Below are 19,966 nucleotides of genomic sequence, written 5' to 3' on the forward strand. Positions count from 1 at the left end.
ACCCAAACTCCGTATCCGGATGAGGGTCTAGATCTGCCACTTCCTCTAAGAAGTGGAGCGAGTATAGCAATCCAGATCTCGTTCTGCTGGCGGGTCAAGTTGTAGTCCGGATGCCTTTTTTGTTTAGGTAAATTAACGATGGCTACTAATCCGCCGAAAAACAACGCTCGTATTGGTGCGGTTCGCGACCGCTCGCAGTTCCTGACGCCTTCCGGCCATCACGCAAAGCGTGGACCCGATGGGCGAATCATGGATGTGAAGACTAGCAGCAAGGATCCTTTCAAGGGTGTGCGGCGCGAATACAAGTGATCTACAGCTGGGGAGAGTATTCTCTCCCCAGCTTTCTGCATTTTGAAATTGAGGAAAACTGACACCCATGGCCGACAAGCCCAAGCAGATGCTGCTCGATCCCGGTTTTGAACTGACCCTGCGCCCGATGCGCTACCCGCAGTTCTATGACATGTACAGGAACGCGATCAAGAACACCTGGACGGTGGAAGAGATCAACTTCCAGATCGACATCACCGACCTGCACAGCAAGATGTCGCCGGGTGAGCGCCACCTGATCCACCGGCTGGTCGCGTTCTTCGCCACCGGCGACTCGATCGTGTCCAACAACCTGGTGCTGAACCTGTACCAGCACCTCAATGCGCCGGAAGCGCGCATGTACCTGTCGCGCCAGCTGTATGAAGAAGCGCTGCATGTGCAGTTCTACCTGACCCTGCTCGACAACTACCTGCCGGATCCGGAAGAGCGCGCCAAGGCGTTCTCGGCGGTGGAGAACATCGACTCGATCAAGAAGAAGGCCGACTTCTGCTTCAAGTGGATCGACTCGATCCAGAGCCTGACCCGCATCGAGACCCGTGAACAGCGCCGCCAGTTCCTGCTTAACCAGATCTGCTTCGCCGCTTGCATCGAAGGCCTGTTCTTCTTCGCTGCCTTCGCCTACGTGTACTACTTCCGTTCGCGTGGCCTGCTGCCGGGCCTGGCCTCGGGCACCAACTGGGTGTTCCGCGACGAGAGCGCGCACATGGAGTTCGCGTTCGAGTCGGTGCGTGTGGTGCGTGAGGAAGAACCGGACCTGTTCGACGAAGAGATGAAGCAGCAGGTCTACGACATGCTGGCCGAGGCGATCGAGTGCGAAGTGCAGTTCGCCGAGGACGTGCTGTCCGGCGGCGTGGCCGGCATTTCCACCCGCGACATGCGCCAGTACCTGCAGCACTGCGCCGACCAGCATTTCGCCAAGCTGGGCATGGAAAAGAAGTACAACGTGCGCAACCCGCTGCCGTTCATGGAACTGCAGGACGTGCAGGAACTGACCAACTTCTTCGAACGCCGCGTCTCGGCTTACCAGGTCGGCGTGCAGGGCGAAGTGGCCTTCGACATGAACTTCTGATCGAACCGGTCAAGCCTGTCGCAACGAAAAACCCCGGCGATCGCCGGGGTTTTTTGTTGCGCGCCGGGCTTTTGCAGAGTCGAGCCATGCTCGACTGCTGTCCGCGAAGATCAGTCGAGCATGGCCCGACTCTACAAAGAGCGGCTATCGCCGCCCTTCCACCGTCATGCGCACCGCCAGCCCGGCCAGTACCGTGCCCATCAGCCAACGCTGCACCATCTGCCAGGTGGGGTGCGCGGCCAGGAAGCCGGCGATGCTGCCAGCGGTCAGCGCGATCATGCCATTCACGCTGACACTGACCAGGATCTGGGTGGAGCCCAGCACGATCGACTGCATCAGCACGCTGCCTTCGCTGTCCGGGTGCAGGAACTGCGGCAGCAGCGACAGGTACATCACCGCCACTTTGGGGTTCAGCAGATTGGTCAGAAAGCCCATCGTGAACAACTTGCGCGGGCTGTCCTGCGGCAGGTCGCGCACTGCAAACGGCGAACGGCCACCCGGCTTGAGCGCCTGCCAGGCCAGGTACAGCAGGTACAGCGCGCCGCCGATGCGCAGTGCGTCGTAGGCGAACGGTACCGTCATCAGCAGGGCGGTGATGCCCAGCGCCGCGCACAGCATGTAGAACACGAAGCCCAGCGCCACCCCGCCCAGCGAGATCAGTCCCGCCATCGGGCCCTGGCAGATCGAGCGCGAGATGACGTAGATCATGTTCGGCCCGGGCGTGATCACCATGGCCAGCGAGACCAGTGCAAAGGCCAGAAGGTCGGAAGTGGCGGGCATGGGTGGTCCTGACGGTGGGCGTGGCGCAGTGTAGCGCCTGCCATGGGCGGGGCCTGCGCAGGCACCGCTGCCAGGTGGCCATTGCACATGCGTTCCGATGGCCGTCACGCCGGTCGCATAAAATTACCGGACCCCACACACCCAAGCACCCCCATGACCCCGAGCCCCGAGACCGTGCCGCCCACCGAAGTGCGCATGGCCGAAATCGTCTTCCCGAACCACACCAACCACCTCGGCACCCTGTTCGGTGGGCAGGCACTGGCGTGGATGGACAAGGCGGCCTTCCTGGCCGCCGCCCGCTATTCGCGCCGCACGGTGGTGACCGCGCGCAGCGACCAGGTCGACTTCAAGCTGCCGATCCGCATCGGCCAGATGGTCGAGACCATCGGCCGCATCGTCGAAGTCGGCCGCAGCTCGATGAAGGTGGAGGTGGAACTGGTCGCCGAAGACCTGCACAGCGGCGAGCGCAAGCTGTGTACCCGCGGCCACTTCGTGATGATCGCGCTGGACGAGGAAGGCCACCCGATCGCGGTGCCACCGCTGCCGGCGGCCTGACCCGGCCAACGGACCGGCGCTTGCGGGGGCGCCGCCGCGCCCCCATCTGGCAGCCATGACCCCGCCACTGACCGACTTCATCGACCGCGCCCAGCGCCTGTTCGTGCTGACCGGCGCTGGCTGCAGCACCGCCTCGGGCATTCCCGATTACCGGGATACCGACGGCCAGTGGAAACGCACGCCGCCGGTGACCTACCAGGCCTTCATGGGCGAGGCGGCCACCCGCCAGCGCTACTGGGCGCGCAGCCTGCTGGGCTGGCCGCGCTTCGGCCTGGCCCGGCCCAATGGCACCCACCAGGCCCTGGCTGCCCTGGAAAGCCGCGGCAAGCTGCAGGTGCTGCTGACCCAGAACGTGGACGGCCTGCACCAGCGGGCCGGCAGCCGCAACGTGATCGACCTGCATGGCCGACTGGATCGGGTGCGCTGCATGGGCTGCGAACGCCGCAGCGGCCGCGAGGACTTCCAGCAGCGCCTGCTGGACGCCAATCCGGGCTGGGACGCGCTGGAGGCCGGTATCGCCCCGGATGGCGATGCCGATCTGGAGACCGATTTCTCCAGCTTCGTGGTGCCCGATTGCCCGTCCTGCGGCGGCCTGCTGAAGCCGGACGTGGTGTTCTTCGGCGAAAACGTGCCCCGTGAACGCGTGGCAGCGGTGCATGAGCACCTGCAGCAGGCAGACGCCGTGCTGGTGGTGGGTTCTTCGCTGATGGTCTATTCCGGTTTCCGCTTCGTGCAGGCGGCGGCCAGGGCAGGGCTGCCGGTGGCGGCGCTGAACCGCGGCCGCACCCGTGCCGACGACCTGCTGCAGTTCAAGGACGAGCGGGACTGCGCTGAGGCGCTTGCAGGGCTCGTTACCGGGTAGCGCCGGGCCATGCCCGGCGGAAACGGGGTGCCGCGCCGCACGTTCGCCGGGCATGGCCCGGCGCTACCCATCATGCGTCCCCGCGAAACAGCGATCCATCCAGACGGTTGATTCGCCGGCCGTGCGGCGGTGCAATACGCACCCCCTACGTCGTTCATCACCGTCTTGAGCCAGCTGTTCTCGCCGATTTCGTTCGGCCCCCTGACCCTGTCCAACCGCATCGTCATCGCGCCGATGTGCCAGTACTCCGCCGAAGACGGTCGCGCCAGCGACTGGCACGCCATGCACCTGGGCAACCTGGCGCAGTCGGGCGCTGGCCTGCTGATCCTGGAAGCCACCGCGGTCGAGCCGCGCGGCCGCATCAGCTGGGCCGATCTGGGCCTGTGGGACGACGGTACCGAAGCCGCGTTGGCACAGGTGCTGGCCAGCGTCCGCCGCTGGTCGCCGATGCCACTGGGCATCCAGCTCGGCCACGCCGGCCGCAAGGCCTCGGTGAAGCGCCCGTGGGACGGCGGCGGCCAGTTGTCAGCCGATGATGCGCGTGGCTGGTCCACCGTGGCGCCGTCGCCGCTGCCGTTCCATGCCGGCGATCCGGCACCGCAGGAACTGGACGAGGCCGGCATCGCCGAGGTCATCGCCGCCTTCGCCGCCAGTGCGGTGCGCGCCGAGCGCCTGGGCTTCGAGCTGATCGAGCTGCATGCCGCGCACGGCTATCTGCTGCACCAGTTCCTGTCGCCGCTGAGCAACCGCCGCACCGATGGCTATGGTGGCTCGCTGCCGAACCGCCTGCGCCTGCTGGTGGAAGTGTTCGACGCGGTGCGTGCGGTAGTGTCCGACAAGGTCGCCGTGGGTGTACGCATTTCCGCCAGCGACTGGGTCGACGGTGGTTGGGATCTGGTGCAGAGCGAAGCACTGGCCCAGGTGCTGGACGCGCGCGGCTGCAATTTCCTGCATGTCTCCAGCGGCGGCCTGGACGAGCGCCAGAAGATCACCGTCGGCCCGGGCTACCAGGTGCCGTTCGCGGCGGCGATCAAGGCCAAGGTGCGCATGCCGGTCATCGCGGTGGGCATGATCACCGAGCCCGAGCAGGCCGAATCGATCCTGCGCCATCGCCACGCCGATGCCGTGGCCCTGGCGCGCGGCATCCTCTACGACCCGCGCTGGCCGTGGCATGCCGCCGCCGCGCTGCGCGACAGCGTGGAACCGGCGCCGCAGTACCTGCGCTGCGAGCCGCGCGACGCGCGCGGCGTGTTCAAGGCGCGCTGAGGCTCACACCCGCCAGGCCGGCGCCATGCCGGCCTGCAGGTGCTCGAACAGCGCGCGGATCTTGGCGGTGAAGTCGCGGCGGTCGCTGACGCAGAAATAGACCTCCATCGGCTCCGGGCGCCACGCCGTGTCGGCGCCGAACACCGCCTGCAGGCGGCCATCGCGCAGGTAGGGCTCGGCCACGAATGCGGCCAGCCGGGTGATGCCGGCACCGGTCGCGGCAAGCGTTGCCAGTGCATCGATGTCATCGCAGACCATGCTCGGCGGCAGTGCGGCGTCCACGCGCTGGCCATCCTTCAGCAGGCCCCAGCGCAGCGGTCGGCCATCGGTGGGGAAGCGGTGCAGCAGCCCGCGATGACCGCTCAGGTCGGAGGGTTGCTGCGGGGTGCCGTGCGCTTTCAGATAGGCCGGCGAGGCACAGAACACGAACGGGACGCGTGCCAGTTGCCGCGCGACCACGCCATCTTCCAGCTGTGCACCGATGCGGATGCTGGCATCCACCGCTTCCGGCCCATGCTGCACGGCGCGGTCGGTCAGGCGCAGCTCCAGCTGCAGTTGTGGGTAACGCTGCTGCAGTGAAGGCAGCAAGGGGGCAAGCACATGGCGACCGAAGGCGCTGCTGCTGGCGATGCGCAGCGACCCGGCCGGCTCGATGTCACCGGCAGTGACCATCGCCTGCGCGCGCGCCAGGTCGGCTTCGATGTGGCGCACCTGCGCCAGGTACAGCGCGCCGGCCTCGCTGAGGGCCAGCTGGCGCGTACTTCGGTTCAGCAACCGTACCCCCAGATGCGCCTCCAGCCGGTTGATGTTCTGGCCGACTGCGGTGGCGCTGATGCCAAGGATGCGGGCCGCGGCGGCAATGCTGCCGGTCTCTGCGGTGCGGGTGAAGCTGCGGATCAGTTGCAACAGGTTCATGACCGACCAGCTTGCCATGGGGACGCCCAAGTATCGCTTGGGACTGAACCAAGCTGTTCGGTTGCATCGGTGACCATCGATCCGGCGGGCGCGGCGCTGCCCTACACTCGGGGGATGCGCCCCGATTCCATTCTTACCCTGTCCTGTCCCGACCGCACCGGCATCGTCTACCGCGTGTCCGGCCTGCTGTTCGACCACGGCTGCAACATCCTCGACGCCCAGCAGTTCGGCGACGAGGAGAGCGGCCGCTTCTTCCTGCGCGTGCATTTCGACCGCGATGCCAGCCTGCCGCTGGAGACCGTGTACGCCGCCATGGCCACGCTTGCCGAAGGCTTCGGCATGGACTGGCAGCTGCATGATGGCCGCCGCCGCGCACGCCTGCTGGTGCTGGTCAGCAAGCAGGGGCACTGCCTCAACGATCTGCTGTTCCGTGCCCACAGCGGCCAGTTGAAAGTCGACATCGCGGCAGTGGCGTCCAACCACGCCGATTTCGCGCCATTGGCCGCGTCCTACCAGGTGCCGTTCCACCATCTGCCGGTGACCGCCGATACGCGTGCGGTGCAGGAGCAGCAGATCATCGACCTGGTCGAGCGCGAGCGCATCGATCTGGTGGTATTGGCGCGCTACATGCAGATCCTGTCACCCACGCTGTGCCGCGCACTGGCCGGCCGTGCGATCAATATCCACCACAGCTTCCTGCCCAGCTTCAAGGGCGCGCAGCCGTATCACCAGGCGCACGCGCGCGGGGTCAAGATCATCGGTGCCACCGCGCACTACGTCACCGAGGATCTGGACGAAGGCCCGATCATCGAACAGGACGTGGCCCGCGTGGACCACGCGATGGCACCGCGCGAACTGGTGCGGCTGGGCAGCGATACCGAATCGCTGGTGCTGGCGCGCGCGGTGCGCCGCCATGTGGAGCACCGCATCCTGCTCAACGGGCACCGAACGGTGGTGTTCCGGTAATCGCCCATCCCGCGTCCGCCGGGCATGGCCCGGCACTACCGAATCCTAATTTCATCCAGTGAAAAGCCCCCGGTTCGGCCGTCCCGCGATCTGTAGGGGGGCGTAGTTGGGGGGCTGGATGAATCGATTGTGTTGTCGTGGGCAGGAGCGCGCAAGCGGCATAAGCGACGTGCGCGGTAGCGCCGGGCCATGCCCGGCGGTCGCCCGTCAGGCGATCGCGATTCCCGCCTTGCCCAGCGCCTCGCGCACCATCGCGTCATTGGCTTCGGTCACCGGCCGGGTCAGCTCCCACAGGAACTTCACCCGGAAGCCGGACTTCACCGCGTCCTGCGCGCTCCACAGTACGCAGTAGTCGCGGGCCAGGCCGCACACATGCACTTCGCGGATGCGGCGCTCGTGCAGCCAGCCGGCCAGGCCGGTAGCTGGGCGCTCGCCATCGGGGCCATGGTTCTCGCGGAAGGCGCTGTACGAATCCACCTGTTGGCGCGTGCCCTTGCGCAGGATCAGGTCGGCCACGGTCCAGTCCACGCCCGGGTGCAGGGCGGCACCGGCGCTGCCCTGCACGCAGTGGTCCGGCCATAGGGTCTGCGGCTGCGCGTGCAGCAGGATGGTCTCGAAGGGGCGTTGGCCGGGGTGCTGGCTGGCGAACGAGGCATGGTCGGCCGGGTGCCAGTCCTGTGTCGCCACCACGGTGCGGTAGCGGCGCTGCGCCAGCAGACCGGCAATCGGTACCACCAGCGCATCGCCCTGGTCGCAGGCCAGCGTACCGCCGGGCATGAAGTCTGGCTGCAGGTCGATCACCAGCAGGGCGACATCGGCGGGCAGGGCGGTCATGGCAGGTCCACTACAACGTGAAGGGGCGACCAGCGTGGCCGCCCCGGCGGCACAGGTCAATCGCCCTGCGGCGTCCCAGCGTCCTGCCCGTAGTACAGCAGGCCGATCTTGATCCGCTCGCGGCCATTCTCGCGGCGATGGCGGTTGGCATCGCGCAGCGAGTACACGCAGCCGCAGTACTCCTGCTGGTAGAACTGCTCGCGCTTGCTGATCTCGATCATGCGGCTGGCACCGCCGCCCTTGCGCCAGTTGTAGTCCCAGTACTGCAGGCCCTCGTAGCGCGACGCGGCGCGGATGCCGCAGTCGTTGATCTGCGCCATGTTCTTCCAGCGCGAGATGCCCAGCGAAGAACTGATGGTGTCATAGCCGTGTTCGTGCGCGTACAGCGCAGTGCGCTCGAAACGCATGTCGAAGCACATCGTGCAGCGGATGCCGCGTTCGGGCTCGTTCTCCATGCCGCGCGCACGGCTGAACCAGTTGTCGGTGTCGTAGTCGCAGTCGATGAACGGGATGTCGTGCTGCTCGGCGAAGCGGATGTTCTCCTGCTTGCGCAGCTCGTATTCCCTCACCGGGTGGATGTTGGGGTTGTAGAAGAAGATCGCGTAGTCGATCCCGGAGGCGGTGATCGCCTCCATCACTTCGCCGGAGCAGGGCGCGCAGCATGAATGCAGCAGCAGGCGCTTGCCGTCGGCGGGCAGGGTCAGGGTGGGACGTTGGAGCTCGGTCATCGTCAGGTACCGCATGGACCGCCGGCAACGGCGGTGGCCCATGCATCAGCGCGTGGGTGAACAGGTCTGGCCGGATACCGTGAAAAGGACGCGCGCGGCCGCATCGCCTGCACGCGCAGGACAAGGACGGCCCCGGCAACCTCCCCGCGGAGATTCCAGGTCGAATCAGGGGACGGTCGTGTCCCCCGGCCGGGGCCGGTATTCGGGCTGATGGACACGGGCCGCAGCCCACCTACTACCTGCCGCTTCCCAGGCGCGAGCCCAGTGCTGTTGGCAGGATTCGTTTCCATTCACCGCTGCGGGGCAGCTCCGGAATGGGCGCGCGAGGCGCCTTCACCGGATTCCCGTTTAAATCCCGGCCGCCATCAATGCCACGGCCGGGATACCTTCGGCGTGCCCACGGTGGACGCGTCGACGGCAATGGTCAAGGGCCAATCAAAGCGCAGGGCTGTGGCTCGTTTCTCAGGCTGTGAGAGCCCCTCTTGCCATACTGTGCATCGACAGACGGGAGGTGACTCGTGGCGGCGAAGTACTGCGATCTGGTCATGAAAGGCGGCATCACCAGCGGCATCGTGTACCCCAATGCGGTACTGGCGCTGGCGCGCGAGTATCGCTTCAAGAGCATCGGCGGCACCTCGGCCGGCGCCATCGCTGCGGCGGTGGCGGCCGCGGCAGCCTGCGGTGATCGCCGCCAGCAGGCGGGCGAGCACCTGCCTGGCGATGCCGGCTATGGCGGGTTGTCGGCGGTGTCGGCGCAGCTGTCGCGGCGCGGCTTCATCTACAGCCTGTTCCAGCCGGCACGGGGCGCGCGTGCGGCCTATCGGCTGCTGGTGGTGCTGACCGGCAATGCCCGCCTGCCGCACAAGCTGCTGTGCCTGGCCGTTGCCGTGTTCGAGATCGCGCCGCTGGAAGTGCTGGTGTCGCTGGCGCTGCTGCTCGGCCTGGGCTGGTGGGGTGGTGGCTGGAGCGGCGTGGCCGCCACGCTGCTGCCGTCGCTGCTGTGCGCTTACGGTGCCGGCGTGGCCGGTGCCGCGCTGCGGGTGGCGCGGGTGGCGCGGCGCAATCTGCTGGGCCTGTGCAGCGGCCTCGGCCGTGATGCACGCAAGCCGGCGTTGACCGAGTGGCTGCACGAGTGCCTGCAGCAGTTGTCCGGCAAGCCGCTGGATGCACCGCTTACCTTCGCCGACCTGCACGATGCGCCGCGCTATGCCGGCGAGCCGGACAGCCCGCATGCGATCAGCCTGCAGATGATCACCACCTGTGTGTCGCACAACGAGCCGCGTACGCTGCCGCTGGGTGGCGCGCAGTTCTGGTTCCTGCGCGAGGAGTTCGAGCAGCTGTTCCCGGCCAGCGTGGTGCAGTGGCTGGTGGATCAAGCTGGCCCGCCGTTGGAGGTGGAGGGGCGACGGTACTACCACCTGCCGCAGGGCCCGAAGCTGCCGGTGCTGGTGGCCACGCGCATGAGCCTGAGCTTCCCGTTGCTGATCAGCGCGGTGCCGCTGCATGAGCCCTCGCGGCGCGAGCGTCGCTGCGAACCCACCGCGCCTGCCGCCGACCAGGAGCACAACGTGGCCGACAGCATGGAAGGGCTGACCAGTGCCGGGCAGACCTGTGGCCCGGTGATCACCGCCTTCCGCATCTGCTGGTTCTCCGATGGCGGCATCAGCAGCAACTTCCCGATCCATCTGTTCGATGCCGCCTTGCCGCGCTGGCCGACCTTCGCCATCAACCTGGTCTACCCGCAGCACGCTGAAGAGGTGAGCCACGGCAGCAGCGGCCGCCAGTCGCTGGAACACGCGGTGTTCCTGCCCACCGAAAACCGTCATGGCTGGCAGCGGACCTATCAGTCGATCGCCACGCCGCTGGCGGCCGCGGAACTGGGGCGTTTCCTGTTCGCGGTGGTGGCGACCATGCAGAACTGGCGCGATCTGCTGCAGGCGCGCGCGCCGGGTTACCGCGACCGCATCGTGCACGTCAGCCTGCAGGGCGACGAAGGCGGCATGAACCTGGACATGCCGCAGGAGGTGCTGACCCGCATCGCCGACAAGGGCAGCCTGGCCGGTGCGCGCTTCTGTTCGTTCTCGTTCGAGAACCACTACTGGATCCGCTGGCGCAACCTGGCCTCGGCCTACCAGCGCTACACGCTGGAAGTGGCACGCACCGACGACCCGGCGCAGCAGGTGCTGGCCTACCGCGCGGCGTACGCGATGGTTGCCACTGGCCAGCCGACGCCACCGTCATACAAGCTGGGTTCGGAAGACAAGCGGCTGGCCTCGCAGCAGCTGTGGGGGTTGATGGTCGAACAGGGTCGCAGCTGGGAGGACCTCGGCCCCGACCTCACCGACGGCGCACCGCGCCCGTTGCCGCAGATGAAGGTGACGCCGATCTACTGACCCGGTAGTAGATCCACGCCTTGCGTGGATGGAACCCCATCGAAATCGAATATTTCGAACGTTCATCGAAGAACATCCACGCATGGCGTGGATCAAGCGTGTCGACCAAGGTCGACACCTACCAGAGCAATACGTCGTTCCGACAGATGGAAGGAAACTGTCGAAGGCGGGGTGGTGTCGGATTGCGGGGTGTCCGCGGCATGGATGCCGCGGCCAAGCCCCCAGGGACGGGTTCACGGCGTCCCCGCAATCCGACACCGCCCCGCCATCCCACGGAATGCCAGCTTTTGCTGTTGCTGTTGCTTCGGCTTCGGCAGGTGCAGGGCGCAGCCCTGCCGAACCAACCCTACCGCCCCGGCAATTGCGCGAACGCGCGCTGCATGCAGTCCTCGCGCGGGCACACCCGGCAGCCCGGGCCAATCGACACCGAATTGCCCGGGCTCTGCACATCCAGCCCCAGCGAATACACCAGCCGCTCGGCATGCTGCAGGTCGCAGCCCAGCGCCACCGCGAAGGTCTTGCGCGGCTGGCCATGCCCCACCGGCCCGCTGCTGACCTGCCGCGCCAGCCAGAAATGGCGGCGCCCATCGGGCATGCGCGCCGTCTGCGTAAGGATGCGCCCGGGCTGGTTGAACGCCTCGTAGACGATCCACAGCGGGCACGACCCACCCACCTGCGAGAAATGGAAATCGGTGGCCGAATGGCGCTTGGACACATTGCCCGCACGGTCCACGCGGATGAAGAAGAACGGCAGCCCCGGCGCACTGCGCCGTGCCAGCGTGCTCAGCCGATGGCACACCGCCTCGAAGCCGACGCCGAACTGATGCGCCAGCAGTTCGATGTCGTAGCTGCTGGCCTCGGCCGCACGCAGGAAGCGCATGTACGGCATCACCAGCGCGCCGGCGAAATAGTTCGACAGGCCGATGCGCGCCTGCGCGATGCGTGCCTCATCGGTGAAGCCGGCACGCGCCACCACCGCATCGATCTGCGGCAGGTAGCCGTGCAGGGCCAGTTCGGCGGCCATCTGGAATGCCTGCTGGCCCGGTTCCAGGTAATCGGGCAGCCACAGCCGCCGTGCACCGGCATCGAACTGGCGCTTCTCGCGCCCGGCCTGCAGCGCCGCCACTTCCACCAGCACGCCATGGCGGTCGGCCAGCAGCTGGCGCAGGCGTGGTGCCACATGCCCGGGCGACAGCCCCCACTCGGCGAACAGGCGCTCGGCCAGTTCGTCCAGCTCGGGGATGTGGTTGTGCATGCGGTTGAAGAACTCGCGCACCTGGTCACCGGCGGGCAGGGTGCTGCCGGCACCCGGCTCGCCCAGCTGGAATTCCAGGGCGGCGGCATGTTCGCGCAGCGCCAGGTGGCGCCGATGCAGGTCCAGCAGGGCGCGGCTGACCTGCGGCAGGTTGCCGGCCAAGGCGCGCAGTTCGGTCGCGCTCACCTCCGCCAGGCCCAGGTCGCGCAGGGTCTCGCCCAGTGCCTCCTGCAGCGCGGCGGGCTCATCTTCGTCGAACAGTGCGGAAACATCGCCCAATACTTCGCCCAGCTTCTTCTGCACGGCCGGGGTGAGTGGGCGCTTGTTGCGCTCGATCTGGTTCAGGTAACTGGCCGACAGGCCCAAGGCGCGGGCCAGGTCCACCTGGCTGTAGCCGCGCTGCTCGCGCAGCCGCAGCAGGCGCAGGCCAAGTTGTCGCTGGGTGGCTGAATAATTCACAGAATTAACATGAATCGTCTGGCGTGTTGGCCAGATTAAGCGGATTCAGCCCGGAAATCGAGGTGGGTGCTGTGAATAATGCCAAGCATCTTTCGAGCCCGTGGGATTGTCGTCATGACTGTTGCAGCGCCCCGTATCCGCATGCTGATCGATGGCCAGTTCATCGAATCGGCCACCTCCCACTGGCAGGACGTGATCAATCCGGCCACCCAGGACGTGCTGGCCAAGGTGCCGTTCGCCACCACCGGCGAAGTGGACGCCGCCGTCGCCGCCGCCAAGGAAGCCTTCAAGACCTGGCGCAAGACCCCGATCGGCACCCGTGCGCGCATCTTCCTGAAGTACCAGCAGCTGATCCGCGAGAACATGAGCGAGCTGGCCCACATCCTCACCGCCGAACAGGGCAAGACCCTGCCGGACGCCGAAGGCGATGTGTTCCGTGGCCTGGAAGTGGTCGAGCACGCCGCCGCCATCGGCAACCTGCAGCTGGGCGAGCTGGCCAACAACGTGGCCAATGGCGTGGATACCTACACGATCATGCAGCCGCTGGGCGTGTGCGCCGGCATCACCCCGTTCAACTTCCCGGCGATGATCCCGCTGTGGATGTTCCCGATGGCCATCGCCACCGGCAACACCTTCATCCTCAAGCCGTCCGAGCAGGACCCGATGGTCACCATGCGCCTGGTCGAACTGGCGCTGGAAGCCGGCATTCCGAAGGGCGTGCTGAACGTCGTCCACGGTGGCGAGGAAGTGGTCAACGCGATCTGCGACCACCCGGACATCAAGGCTGTTTCGTTCGTGGGTTCCACCCGCGTCGGCACCCACGTCTACAACCGCGCCTCGCTGGCCGGCAAGCGCGTGCAGTGCATGATGGGCGCCAAGAACCACGCTGTGGTGCTGCCGGACGCCAACAAGGAACAGACCCTCAATGCGATGGTCGGTGCCGCCTTCGGTGCCGCTGGCCAGCGCTGCATGGCCGCCTCCACCCTGGTGCTGGTCGGTGAAGCACGCAACTGGGTGCAGGATCTGGTGACCAAGGCCAAGACCCTGAAGGTCAGCGGCGGCACCGTGGCCGGCACCGATGTCGGCCCGGTCATTTCCTGCAGCGCCCGCGAGCGCGTGGAAGGCCTGATCGCCTCGGGCGTGGAGCAGGGCGCCAAGCTGGTGCTCGATGGCCGCAAGCCGCAGGTCGATGGCTTCGAGAAGGGCAACTTCGTCGGCCCGACCATCTTTGCCGGTGTCACCCCCGACATGCGCATCTACCAGGAAGAAATCTTCGGGCCGGTGCTGGTCATCCTCGAAGCGGAAACGCTGGAAGACGCCATCGCGATGGTCAACAGCAACCCCAACGGCAACGGCACCGCACTGTTCACCCAGTCCGGCGCCGCCGCGCGCAAGTTCCAGGAAGACATCGACGTCGGCCAGGTCGGCATCAACGTGCCGATCCCGGTGCCGGTGCCGTTGTTCTCGTTCACCGGTTCGCGCGCGTCCAAGCTGGGCGACCTGGGCCCGTACGGCAAGCAGGTGGTGCTGTTCTACACCCAGACCAAGACGGTCACCGCGCGCTGGTTCGATGACGAAACGCTGAGCCACGGCGTCAACACCACGATCAGCCTGAAGTAACGGCAGGAGCAGCCATGAGCCACTCGATGACGACGGAACTGGAAGAAGCGCAGCAGGCGTACCGCGAGGCTGCGCGCGACTTCGCACAGGCCGAACTGGCGCCACACGCCGCGCGATGGGATGCGGAGGGCATCTTTCCGCGCGAGGCGATCGCCAAGGCCGGTGAACTGGGCTTCTGCGGTCTGTACATGGACCCGGAAGTGGGCGGCAGCGGCCTGAGCCGACTGGACGCCGCCGTCGTCATCGAGGAGCTCGCCAACGTCGATCCGTCGACCGCGGCCTACATCAGCATCCACAACATGGCCTCGTGGATGGTGTCCACGTGGGGCCAGCCGGCACTCCGCGATGCATGGGGCACCGACCTGTCTTCGGGCAACAAGCTGGCCTCGTACTGCCTGACCGAGCCGGGCGCCGGTTCCGATGCGGCCTCGCTGAAGACCACCGCCGTGCGCGATGGCGACTTCTACGTGCTGAACGGCGCCAAGGCCTTCATCTCCGGCGCCGGTGCCACCGAACTGCTGGTGGTGATGGCGCGTACCGGCGGTGCCGGTGCAGGTGGCGTCAGCGCCATTGCCGTGCCGTCGGACCTGCCGGGCATCAGCTTCGGCCGCAAGGAAGAGAAGATGGGCTGGAACAGCCAGCCCACCCGTGGCATCACCTTCGAAAACGTCCGCGTGCCGGTCAGCCACCTTCTGGGAGAGGAAGGCGGTGGCTTCAAGCTGGCGATGAAGGGGCTGGATGGTGGCCGCATCAACATCGCCGCCTGCTCGCTGGGTGCTGCGCAGGGCGCATTGGATGCCGCGCGCCGCTACATGGGCGAGCGCCGCCAGTTCGGCAAGGCGCTGGCCGAGTTCCAGGCACTGCAGTTCAAGCTGGCCGACATGGTCACGCAGCTGGTGGCCGCGCGGCAGATGGTGCACACCGCCGCGCGCAAGCTCGATGCCGGTGCCAGCGATGCCAATGTCTGGTGCGCGATGGCCAAGCGTTTTGCCACCGATGCGGGTTTCAACGTCTGCAATGAAGCACTGCAGATCCACGGTGGCTACGGCTACATCCGCGAATACCCGATTGAGCGCCTGCTGCGTGACTGCCGCGTGCACCAGATCCTGGAAGGCACCAACGAGATCATGCGGGTGATCGTTGCCCGTCACCTGCTCAACACCGAAGAGGAACTGCGATGAAGGATTGGCGTACCCAGGAGCACGTGGGCCTGAAGGTCGAGGCCGACGGCCACACCGCCGTGGTCACCCTGAACAACCCGCCGGCGCACACCTGGACCGTGCACAGCCTGTCCGCGCTGCGCGACCTGGTGGGCGCGCTCAACGCAGACCGCGACATCTACGCACTGGTGATCACCGGTGACGGCGAGAAGTTCTTCTCCGCCGGTGCCGACCTCAACCAGTTCGCCTCCGGCGACAAGGCCGCCGCACGCGAGGCCGCGCGCCGCTTCGGCGAAGCCTTCGAAGCGCTGTCCGGGTTCCGTGGCGTGTCGATCGCCGCGATCAACGGCTACGCCATGGGCGGTGGCCTGGAATGTGCGCTGGCCTGCGACCTGCGCATCATCGAAGACCATGCCCAGGTCGCGCTGCCGGAGGCCACCGTCGGCCTGCTGCCGTGCGCCGGCGGCACCCAGAACCTGCCGCGCCTGGTGGGCGAGGGCTGGGCCAAGCGCATGATCCTGCTGGGTGAGCGCATCACTGCCGAGACCGCACTGCGCATCGGCCTTGCCGAAGAAAAGGTTGGCAAGGGCGAAGCCAAGGCACTGGCGCTGGAATGGGCGAAGAAGGCCGGCAAGCAGAGCCCAACCAGCATCGCCGCCTGCAAGACCCTGGTGCAGTCCACCCGCACCGGCACCCACGCCTCGGCGCTGGTGGCCGAGCGCGAAGCCTTCGTCGACCTGTTCGACACCGCCGACCAGGTCGAGGGCGTGACTGCCTTCCTGGAAAAGCGCACCGCGCAGTGGAAGAACGCATGAGCACCGACACCGCTGCCGACGACGCACCGGTGCTGTTCGAAGAGCGCGTGGCCGGCAACGGCACGCGTATCGGCATCGCCACGCTCAACGCGCCGCGCACGCTCAACGGATTCTCGCTGCCGATGGCGCACCTGCTGCTGAAGCAGTTGAATGCCTGGGCCGACGACGACGGCATCGCCATGGTGGTGCTGCAGGGCGCCGGCGAAAAGGCGTTCTGCGCCGGCGGCGACCTGCACAGCCTGTACAAGGCCATGGTCGCCTTCCGTGAGGCCGGCCGCAGCGACATCCGCGAGAACGACTACGCCGCTGAGTTCTTCGACGTTGAATACCGCGTCGATTACCTCATTCACACCTACGCCAAGCCGATCCTGTGCTGGGGTCATGGCATCGTGATGGGCGGCGGCATCGGCCTGATGTCCGGCGCCAGCCACCGCGTGGTCAGCGAGCGCTCCAAGTTGGCCTTCCCGGAAATCACTGTTGGCCTGTTCCCCGATGTCGGTGGCAGCTGGCTGCTGCCGCGCGTGCCGGGCAAGGGCGGCCTGTTCCTGGCCCTGACCGGCGCACTGCTCAACCCGGGCGATGCCATCTACGCCGGCTTGGCCGACGTGCACGTGGCCGAAGAGCGCCGCAGTGCAGTGTTCGATGCGCTACTGCAGGTGGCCTGGTCCAGTGATGCCGCACACAACCAAGAACGCCTGACCCATCTGCTGCAGTCGCATGCCAGCGATGCCGCCACCGGTCCACTGCTGGCCCACGCGGCGCAGGTCGATGCGTTGTGCGAAGGCGATGACCTTGAAGCCATCGTTGCGCGCATTGCCGGCCTGCAGACCGACGATGCGTGGCTGCAGGCGGCACAGAAGACCCTCGTTGCTGGTGCGCCGGGTTCGGCGCGGCTGGCCTTTGAACTGCAGCGCCGCAGCGCCGGCCAGGACCTGGCCAGCGTCTACCGGCTGGAGTACATCACCGCGCTGCACTGCGCCGCCCACGGCGATTTCGCCGAAGGCATCCGCGCGCTGCTGATCGACAAGGACCGCAATCCGCAATGGAACCCGGCCACGCTGGCCGAGGCCAGCGGCGCGTGGGCCGACACCTTCTTCGCTTCCCCCTGGGCCGATGCCGCGCATCCGCTGGCCGACCTGGGCACTCCCCTTGTTGAAAGGAGCCTTGCATGAGCCGCATTGCATTCATCGGGTTGGGCAACATGGGTGGCCCGATGGCCGCCAATCTGGTCAAGAACGGCCATACCGTGCGCGTGTTCGATCTGGTCCCGGCCGCGGTGCAGGCCGCCGTCGATGCCGGCGCCAGCGCGGCGGCATCGGCGCGCGAAACCCTGGCCGATGCCGAGGTGGTGATCTCGATGCTGCCGGCCAGCCGCCACGTCGAAGGCGTGTACCTGGGCGACGACGGCATCCTCGCCGCGATTCCCGCCGGTGCACTGGTCATCGACTGCAGCACGATCGCACCGGCCAGCGCCCGCAAGGTTTCTGAAGCCGCCGCCGCGCGTGGCCTGCAGATGCTCGACGCACCGGTGTCCGGCGGTACCGCCGGTGCCCAGGCCGGCACCCTGACCTTCATCGTCGGTGGCGAAGAGGACGCGCTGGAACGCGCCCGTCCGGTGCTGCAGGCGATGGGCAAGAACATCTTCCACGTGGGCGCCAGCGGTGCCGGCCAGGTGGCCAAGCTGTGCAACAACATGGCGCTGGGCGTGATCATGGCGGTGACCGGTGAAGCCATCGCCCTGGGCGTGGCGCACGGGCTGGACCCGAAGGTGCTGTCGCAGATGATGGCAGTCAGCACCGGCCGCAGCTGGGCCACCGAAGTGTGCAACCCGTGGCCGGGCGTGCTGGAGAATGCGCCGGCCTCGCGCGGTTACAGCGGCGGCTTCGGCAGCGACCTGATGCTGAAGGACATGGGCCTGGCGGTGGAAGCGGCGATGAGTGTCGGCGCCTCGATCCCGCTGGGCGAAGTGGCCCGCAACCTGTACTCGATGAACCACCAGGCCGGCCGCGGCAAGCTGGATTTCTCCAGCGTCGTGCAGCTCATCACCAGCGACCGGTAACCGGTCGCTGGTCCGCGCATTCCACCTTATCCCCGCGCCGTTGGCGCACCCCCTTGAACAACAAGGGGGCTCTCCTCCAGAAGGATGGATGCGCGCCGTAGCGAATGCGTCCCCGGCTGCGCGCCGGGGCCCACCCGAGGTGGGATGGGCGGATGCCCGGTTTCGACCGGCATCCGCCCATTTTTTTGCCTTTCACGTTGGTGCTGCCGGCCGCTGGCCGGCAGCACCGCATCAGGCGACGACCAGCGTCACGTCGATGTTGCCGCGGGTGGCATTCGAGTACGGGCACACGATGTGCGCCTTCTGCACCAGCTCTTCCACCTGCTCGCGCGGCACGCCCGGCACGTTGATGGTCAGCTCGGCCTCGATGCCGAAGCCGGTCGGGATCTGGCCGATGCCGACCTTGCCGGTCACGGTGGTGTCGGCCGGCAGCGCGACCTTGGCCTGGCCGGCCACGAACTTCAGTGCGCCCAGGAAGCAGGCGGAGTAACCGGCCGCGAACAGCTGCTCCGGGTTGGTGCCCGGGCCACCCGCGCCGCCCAGCTCGCGCGGGGTCGACAGCTGGATGTCCAGCACGTTGTCGGAAGAGACGGAACGACCTTCACGGCCGCCGGTGGAGGTGGCCTGGGCGGTGTACAGAACCTTTTCGATGGACATCGGGATGCTCCTGGTCAGTGGGTGGGTGTTGCGTTGGAGCCTACTTTGCCCGGTTTTCGCGTACGTTGGGTTGCAATGCGTACGAAAAACTTGATTGATCGTCCTGTGGGCCTAGATCGTCCATTCGCGATCGGTGGTGAACATGATGGTCAGCCAGCGGTCCGGCGAAGCCTCGCCCAGCGCATCGCCGATCTCATCACGCAGCTGGTCCCATTCCACCAGCGGCCGCGGCGGGTCGTCCTCGCGCACCACGAAGAACAGCTCGATCTGCTCGCCACGCCCCACCTGCGCCACATAGCTGCGGTGCTCGACGAAGCCATGCTTGGCGACGATGTCGCGCGCCACCGCATCCACGTGCGCCTGCAGCTCCGGCGGGGTGACCAGCAGGATGCCGGCCAGCGCGCGGCGCACGGTACCGAGCGGGGCGATCATCACCAGCACGCAGACGAAGGCGAGGATGGCCGGGTCGATGTACGGCCCGACCCAGGCCCACGAGGTGCCCTGCACCAGCACACCGCCGAGGAAGGCCAGCAGGTAGCAGGCCGACATGCTGGCCGCGATCACCCAGTTCTTCGCATCCAGCGCGATGAATTCCGAACCGATGCGGCGGTTGGCGCGCAGGATGAACCACGCCAGCGCGCCTTCGCCCACGATCGACAGCCCGGCGAAGGCGATGGCCGGGCCCAGCGCAATGTGGCGGCCCCCGGACATCAGTGCATCCACCGCATTGACCAGGGCATACAGTGCCGCACCGATCATCAGCGTGCCGCTGACCCCCAGCACGATCGGCTCCAGGTGCCAGAAGCCCATGGTGAAGCGCTGGTTGAGCCGCGATTGCAGCGCGTCGGTCTGGGTGGACAGCGCGATCAGCCGTGCCACCAGCAGCGACAGCCAGGTCATCACCACGTCGATCAGGCCGTAGATGCCGTCGAAGATGATCAGCGAGGAATTGGCCAGCAGGCCGAACACCACTGCGGCGGCGGCCAGCAGCAGCGAGGCGGCGATCGACAGGCGCAGCACGCCTTGTTCGGTGGCGGGGTCGAAGAACTGCGGGCGATCAGTAGCCATGCCCCGATTGTAGAGCGGCGCCATGCCCCGCGGCCTTTCGCGGTCGGTCGCGCTACCTTCGTGCGGCCGCTTCCCGTAGACTGCGCCCCTCCCAACGCACCGACGCCCGCCTGCAGTGATCACGCCACCCTGACCCTTGCCGCCCATCGGCAGCCGGCTCGCCCGGCTCAGGAACCCG

Annotated in this window: 18 protein-coding genes and 1 riboswitch; of the genes, 11 read left to right on the top strand and 7 right to left on the bottom strand. The window is 67.1% G+C overall.

All coding sequences use genetic code 11. The features are described 5' to 3' along the window. Positions 1 to 376: 376 nt before the first annotated feature. Positions 377 to 1,396, top strand: a complete 1,020-nt coding sequence (locus tag AC5P6E_RS16240; RefSeq protein WP_005407669.1) for a ribonucleotide-diphosphate reductase subunit beta — start codon at positions 377 to 379, stop codon at positions 1,394 to 1,396. 144 nt (positions 1,397 to 1,540) lie between these two features. On the opposite strand, the gene AC5P6E_RS16245 is transcribed toward AC5P6E_RS16240, so the two are convergent. After that, positions 1,541 to 2,176, bottom strand: a complete 636-nt coding sequence (locus AC5P6E_RS16245; RefSeq protein WP_109815145.1) for a LysE family translocator — start codon at positions 2,174 to 2,176, stop codon at positions 1,541 to 1,543. A 153-nt stretch (positions 2,177 to 2,329) separates the two neighbouring features. On the opposite strand from AC5P6E_RS16245, the gene AC5P6E_RS16250 reads away from it, so the two are divergent. From AC5P6E_RS16250 to AC5P6E_RS16260, 3 genes are all read left to right on the top strand, one after another. Next, positions 2,330 to 2,731, top strand: coding sequence for an acyl-CoA thioesterase (locus AC5P6E_RS16250; RefSeq protein ID WP_010487034.1), 402 nt, complete (start codon positions 2,330 to 2,332; stop codon positions 2,729 to 2,731). A gap of 55 nt (positions 2,732 to 2,786) precedes the next feature. Then, positions 2,787 to 3,593, top strand: a complete 807-nt coding sequence (locus tag AC5P6E_RS16255; RefSeq protein WP_019337782.1) for an NAD-dependent protein deacetylase — start codon at positions 2,787 to 2,789, stop codon at positions 3,591 to 3,593. Between the two features lie 165 nt (positions 3,594 to 3,758). Next, on the top strand, positions 3,759 to 4,859 hold the full coding sequence (locus tag AC5P6E_RS16260; protein ID WP_029550787.1) for an oxidoreductase: 1,101 nt from the start codon (positions 3,759 to 3,761) through the stop codon (positions 4,857 to 4,859). A 3-nt stretch (positions 4,860 to 4,862) separates the two neighbouring features. Here the strand turns inward: AC5P6E_RS16260 and AC5P6E_RS16265 are convergent, their stop codons facing one another. Continuing rightward, complete coding sequence (locus AC5P6E_RS16265; protein ID WP_019337784.1) at positions 4,863 to 5,774, bottom strand: LysR substrate-binding domain-containing protein; 912 nt, start codon at positions 5,772 to 5,774, stop codon at positions 4,863 to 4,865. A gap of 114 nt (positions 5,775 to 5,888) precedes the next feature. Here AC5P6E_RS16265 and purU point away from each other — a divergent pair, with 114 nt between their 5' ends. Further along, positions 5,889 to 6,740 (top strand): formyltetrahydrofolate deformylase, encoded by an 852-nt coding sequence (gene purU / locus AC5P6E_RS16270; protein WP_029550788.1) that lies wholly within the window; start codon positions 5,889 to 5,891, stop codon positions 6,738 to 6,740. 207 nt (positions 6,741 to 6,947) lie between these two features. Here the strand turns inward: purU and pncA are convergent, their stop codons facing one another. Beyond that, the gene (gene pncA, locus AC5P6E_RS16275) at positions 6,948 to 7,574 is read right to left on the bottom strand and encodes a bifunctional nicotinamidase/pyrazinamidase (RefSeq protein ID WP_197597423.1); all 627 of its coding nucleotides are present in this window, start codon (positions 7,572 to 7,574) and stop codon (positions 6,948 to 6,950) included. 56 nt (positions 7,575 to 7,630) lie between these two features. Further along, positions 7,631 to 8,317: an epoxyqueuosine reductase QueH gene (locus AC5P6E_RS16280; RefSeq protein ID WP_010487022.1), complete on the bottom strand. Its 687-nt coding sequence runs from the start codon at positions 8,315 to 8,317 to the stop codon at positions 7,631 to 7,633. A 161-nt stretch (positions 8,318 to 8,478) separates the two neighbouring features. Then, a riboswitch (cobalamin riboswitch) is annotated at positions 8,479 to 8,693 on the bottom strand. A 154-nt stretch (positions 8,694 to 8,847) separates the two neighbouring features. Here AC5P6E_RS16280 and AC5P6E_RS16285 point away from each other — a divergent pair. Continuing rightward, positions 8,848 to 10,695 carry a patatin-like phospholipase family protein gene (locus tag AC5P6E_RS16285; protein WP_049480029.1) on the top strand — a complete coding sequence of 616 codons (1,848 nt, stop codon included), beginning with the start codon at positions 8,848 to 8,850 and terminating at the stop codon, positions 10,693 to 10,695. A 346-nt stretch (positions 10,696 to 11,041) separates the two neighbouring features. On the opposite strand, the gene AC5P6E_RS16290 is transcribed toward AC5P6E_RS16285, so the two are convergent. Beyond that, on the bottom strand, positions 11,042 to 12,409 hold the full coding sequence (locus AC5P6E_RS16290; RefSeq protein WP_483698480.1) for a helix-turn-helix domain-containing protein: 1,368 nt from the start codon (positions 12,407 to 12,409) through the stop codon (positions 11,042 to 11,044). Between the two features lie 114 nt (positions 12,410 to 12,523). On the opposite strand from AC5P6E_RS16290, the gene AC5P6E_RS16295 reads away from it, so the two are divergent. From AC5P6E_RS16295 to mmsB, 5 genes are read left to right on the top strand one after another with little or no spacing between them, the layout of a single operon-like run. Continuing rightward, the gene (locus AC5P6E_RS16295; protein ID WP_392422170.1) at positions 12,524 to 14,029 is read left to right on the top strand and encodes a CoA-acylating methylmalonate-semialdehyde dehydrogenase; all 1,506 of its coding nucleotides are present in this window, start codon (positions 12,524 to 12,526) and stop codon (positions 14,027 to 14,029) included. 14 nt (positions 14,030 to 14,043) lie between these two features. Continuing rightward, positions 14,044 to 15,210 (top strand): acyl-CoA dehydrogenase family protein, encoded by a 1,167-nt coding sequence (locus AC5P6E_RS16300; protein WP_029380118.1) that lies wholly within the window; start codon positions 14,044 to 14,046, stop codon positions 15,208 to 15,210. Then, positions 15,207 to 16,004, top strand: coding sequence for an enoyl-CoA hydratase (locus AC5P6E_RS16305; RefSeq protein ID WP_010487013.1), 798 nt, complete (start codon positions 15,207 to 15,209; stop codon positions 16,002 to 16,004). Before AC5P6E_RS16300 ends, AC5P6E_RS16305 begins: the two co-directional genes overlap by 4 nt. After that, on the top strand, positions 16,001 to 17,176 hold the full coding sequence (locus tag AC5P6E_RS16310) for an enoyl-CoA hydratase/isomerase family protein (protein ID WP_241888917.1): 1,176 nt from the start codon (positions 16,001 to 16,003) through the stop codon (positions 17,174 to 17,176). The genes AC5P6E_RS16305 and AC5P6E_RS16310 overlap by 4 nt, the downstream gene beginning before the upstream one ends. After that, complete coding sequence (gene mmsB, locus AC5P6E_RS16315; protein WP_043401854.1) at positions 17,173 to 18,063, top strand: 3-hydroxyisobutyrate dehydrogenase; 891 nt, start codon at positions 17,173 to 17,175, stop codon at positions 18,061 to 18,063. The genes AC5P6E_RS16310 and mmsB overlap by 4 nt, the downstream gene beginning before the upstream one ends. A gap of 231 nt (positions 18,064 to 18,294) precedes the next feature. On the opposite strand, the gene AC5P6E_RS16320 is transcribed toward mmsB, so the two are convergent. Together AC5P6E_RS16320 and AC5P6E_RS16325 are read right to left on the bottom strand one after the other, a co-directional pair. Further along, positions 18,295 to 18,720 carry an organic hydroperoxide resistance protein gene (locus AC5P6E_RS16320; protein ID WP_005411948.1) on the bottom strand — a complete coding sequence of 142 codons (426 nt, stop codon included), beginning with the start codon at positions 18,718 to 18,720 and terminating at the stop codon, positions 18,295 to 18,297. Positions 18,721 to 18,831: 111 nt separating this feature from the next. Continuing rightward, positions 18,832 to 19,812 carry a cation diffusion facilitator family transporter gene (locus tag AC5P6E_RS16325; protein WP_171954744.1) on the bottom strand — a complete coding sequence of 327 codons (981 nt, stop codon included), beginning with the start codon at positions 19,810 to 19,812 and terminating at the stop codon, positions 18,832 to 18,834. Between the last annotated feature and the right edge of the window lie 154 nt (positions 19,813 to 19,966).

The organism is Stenotrophomonas sp. YJH_SMC_16 (genome assembly GCF_059367875.1).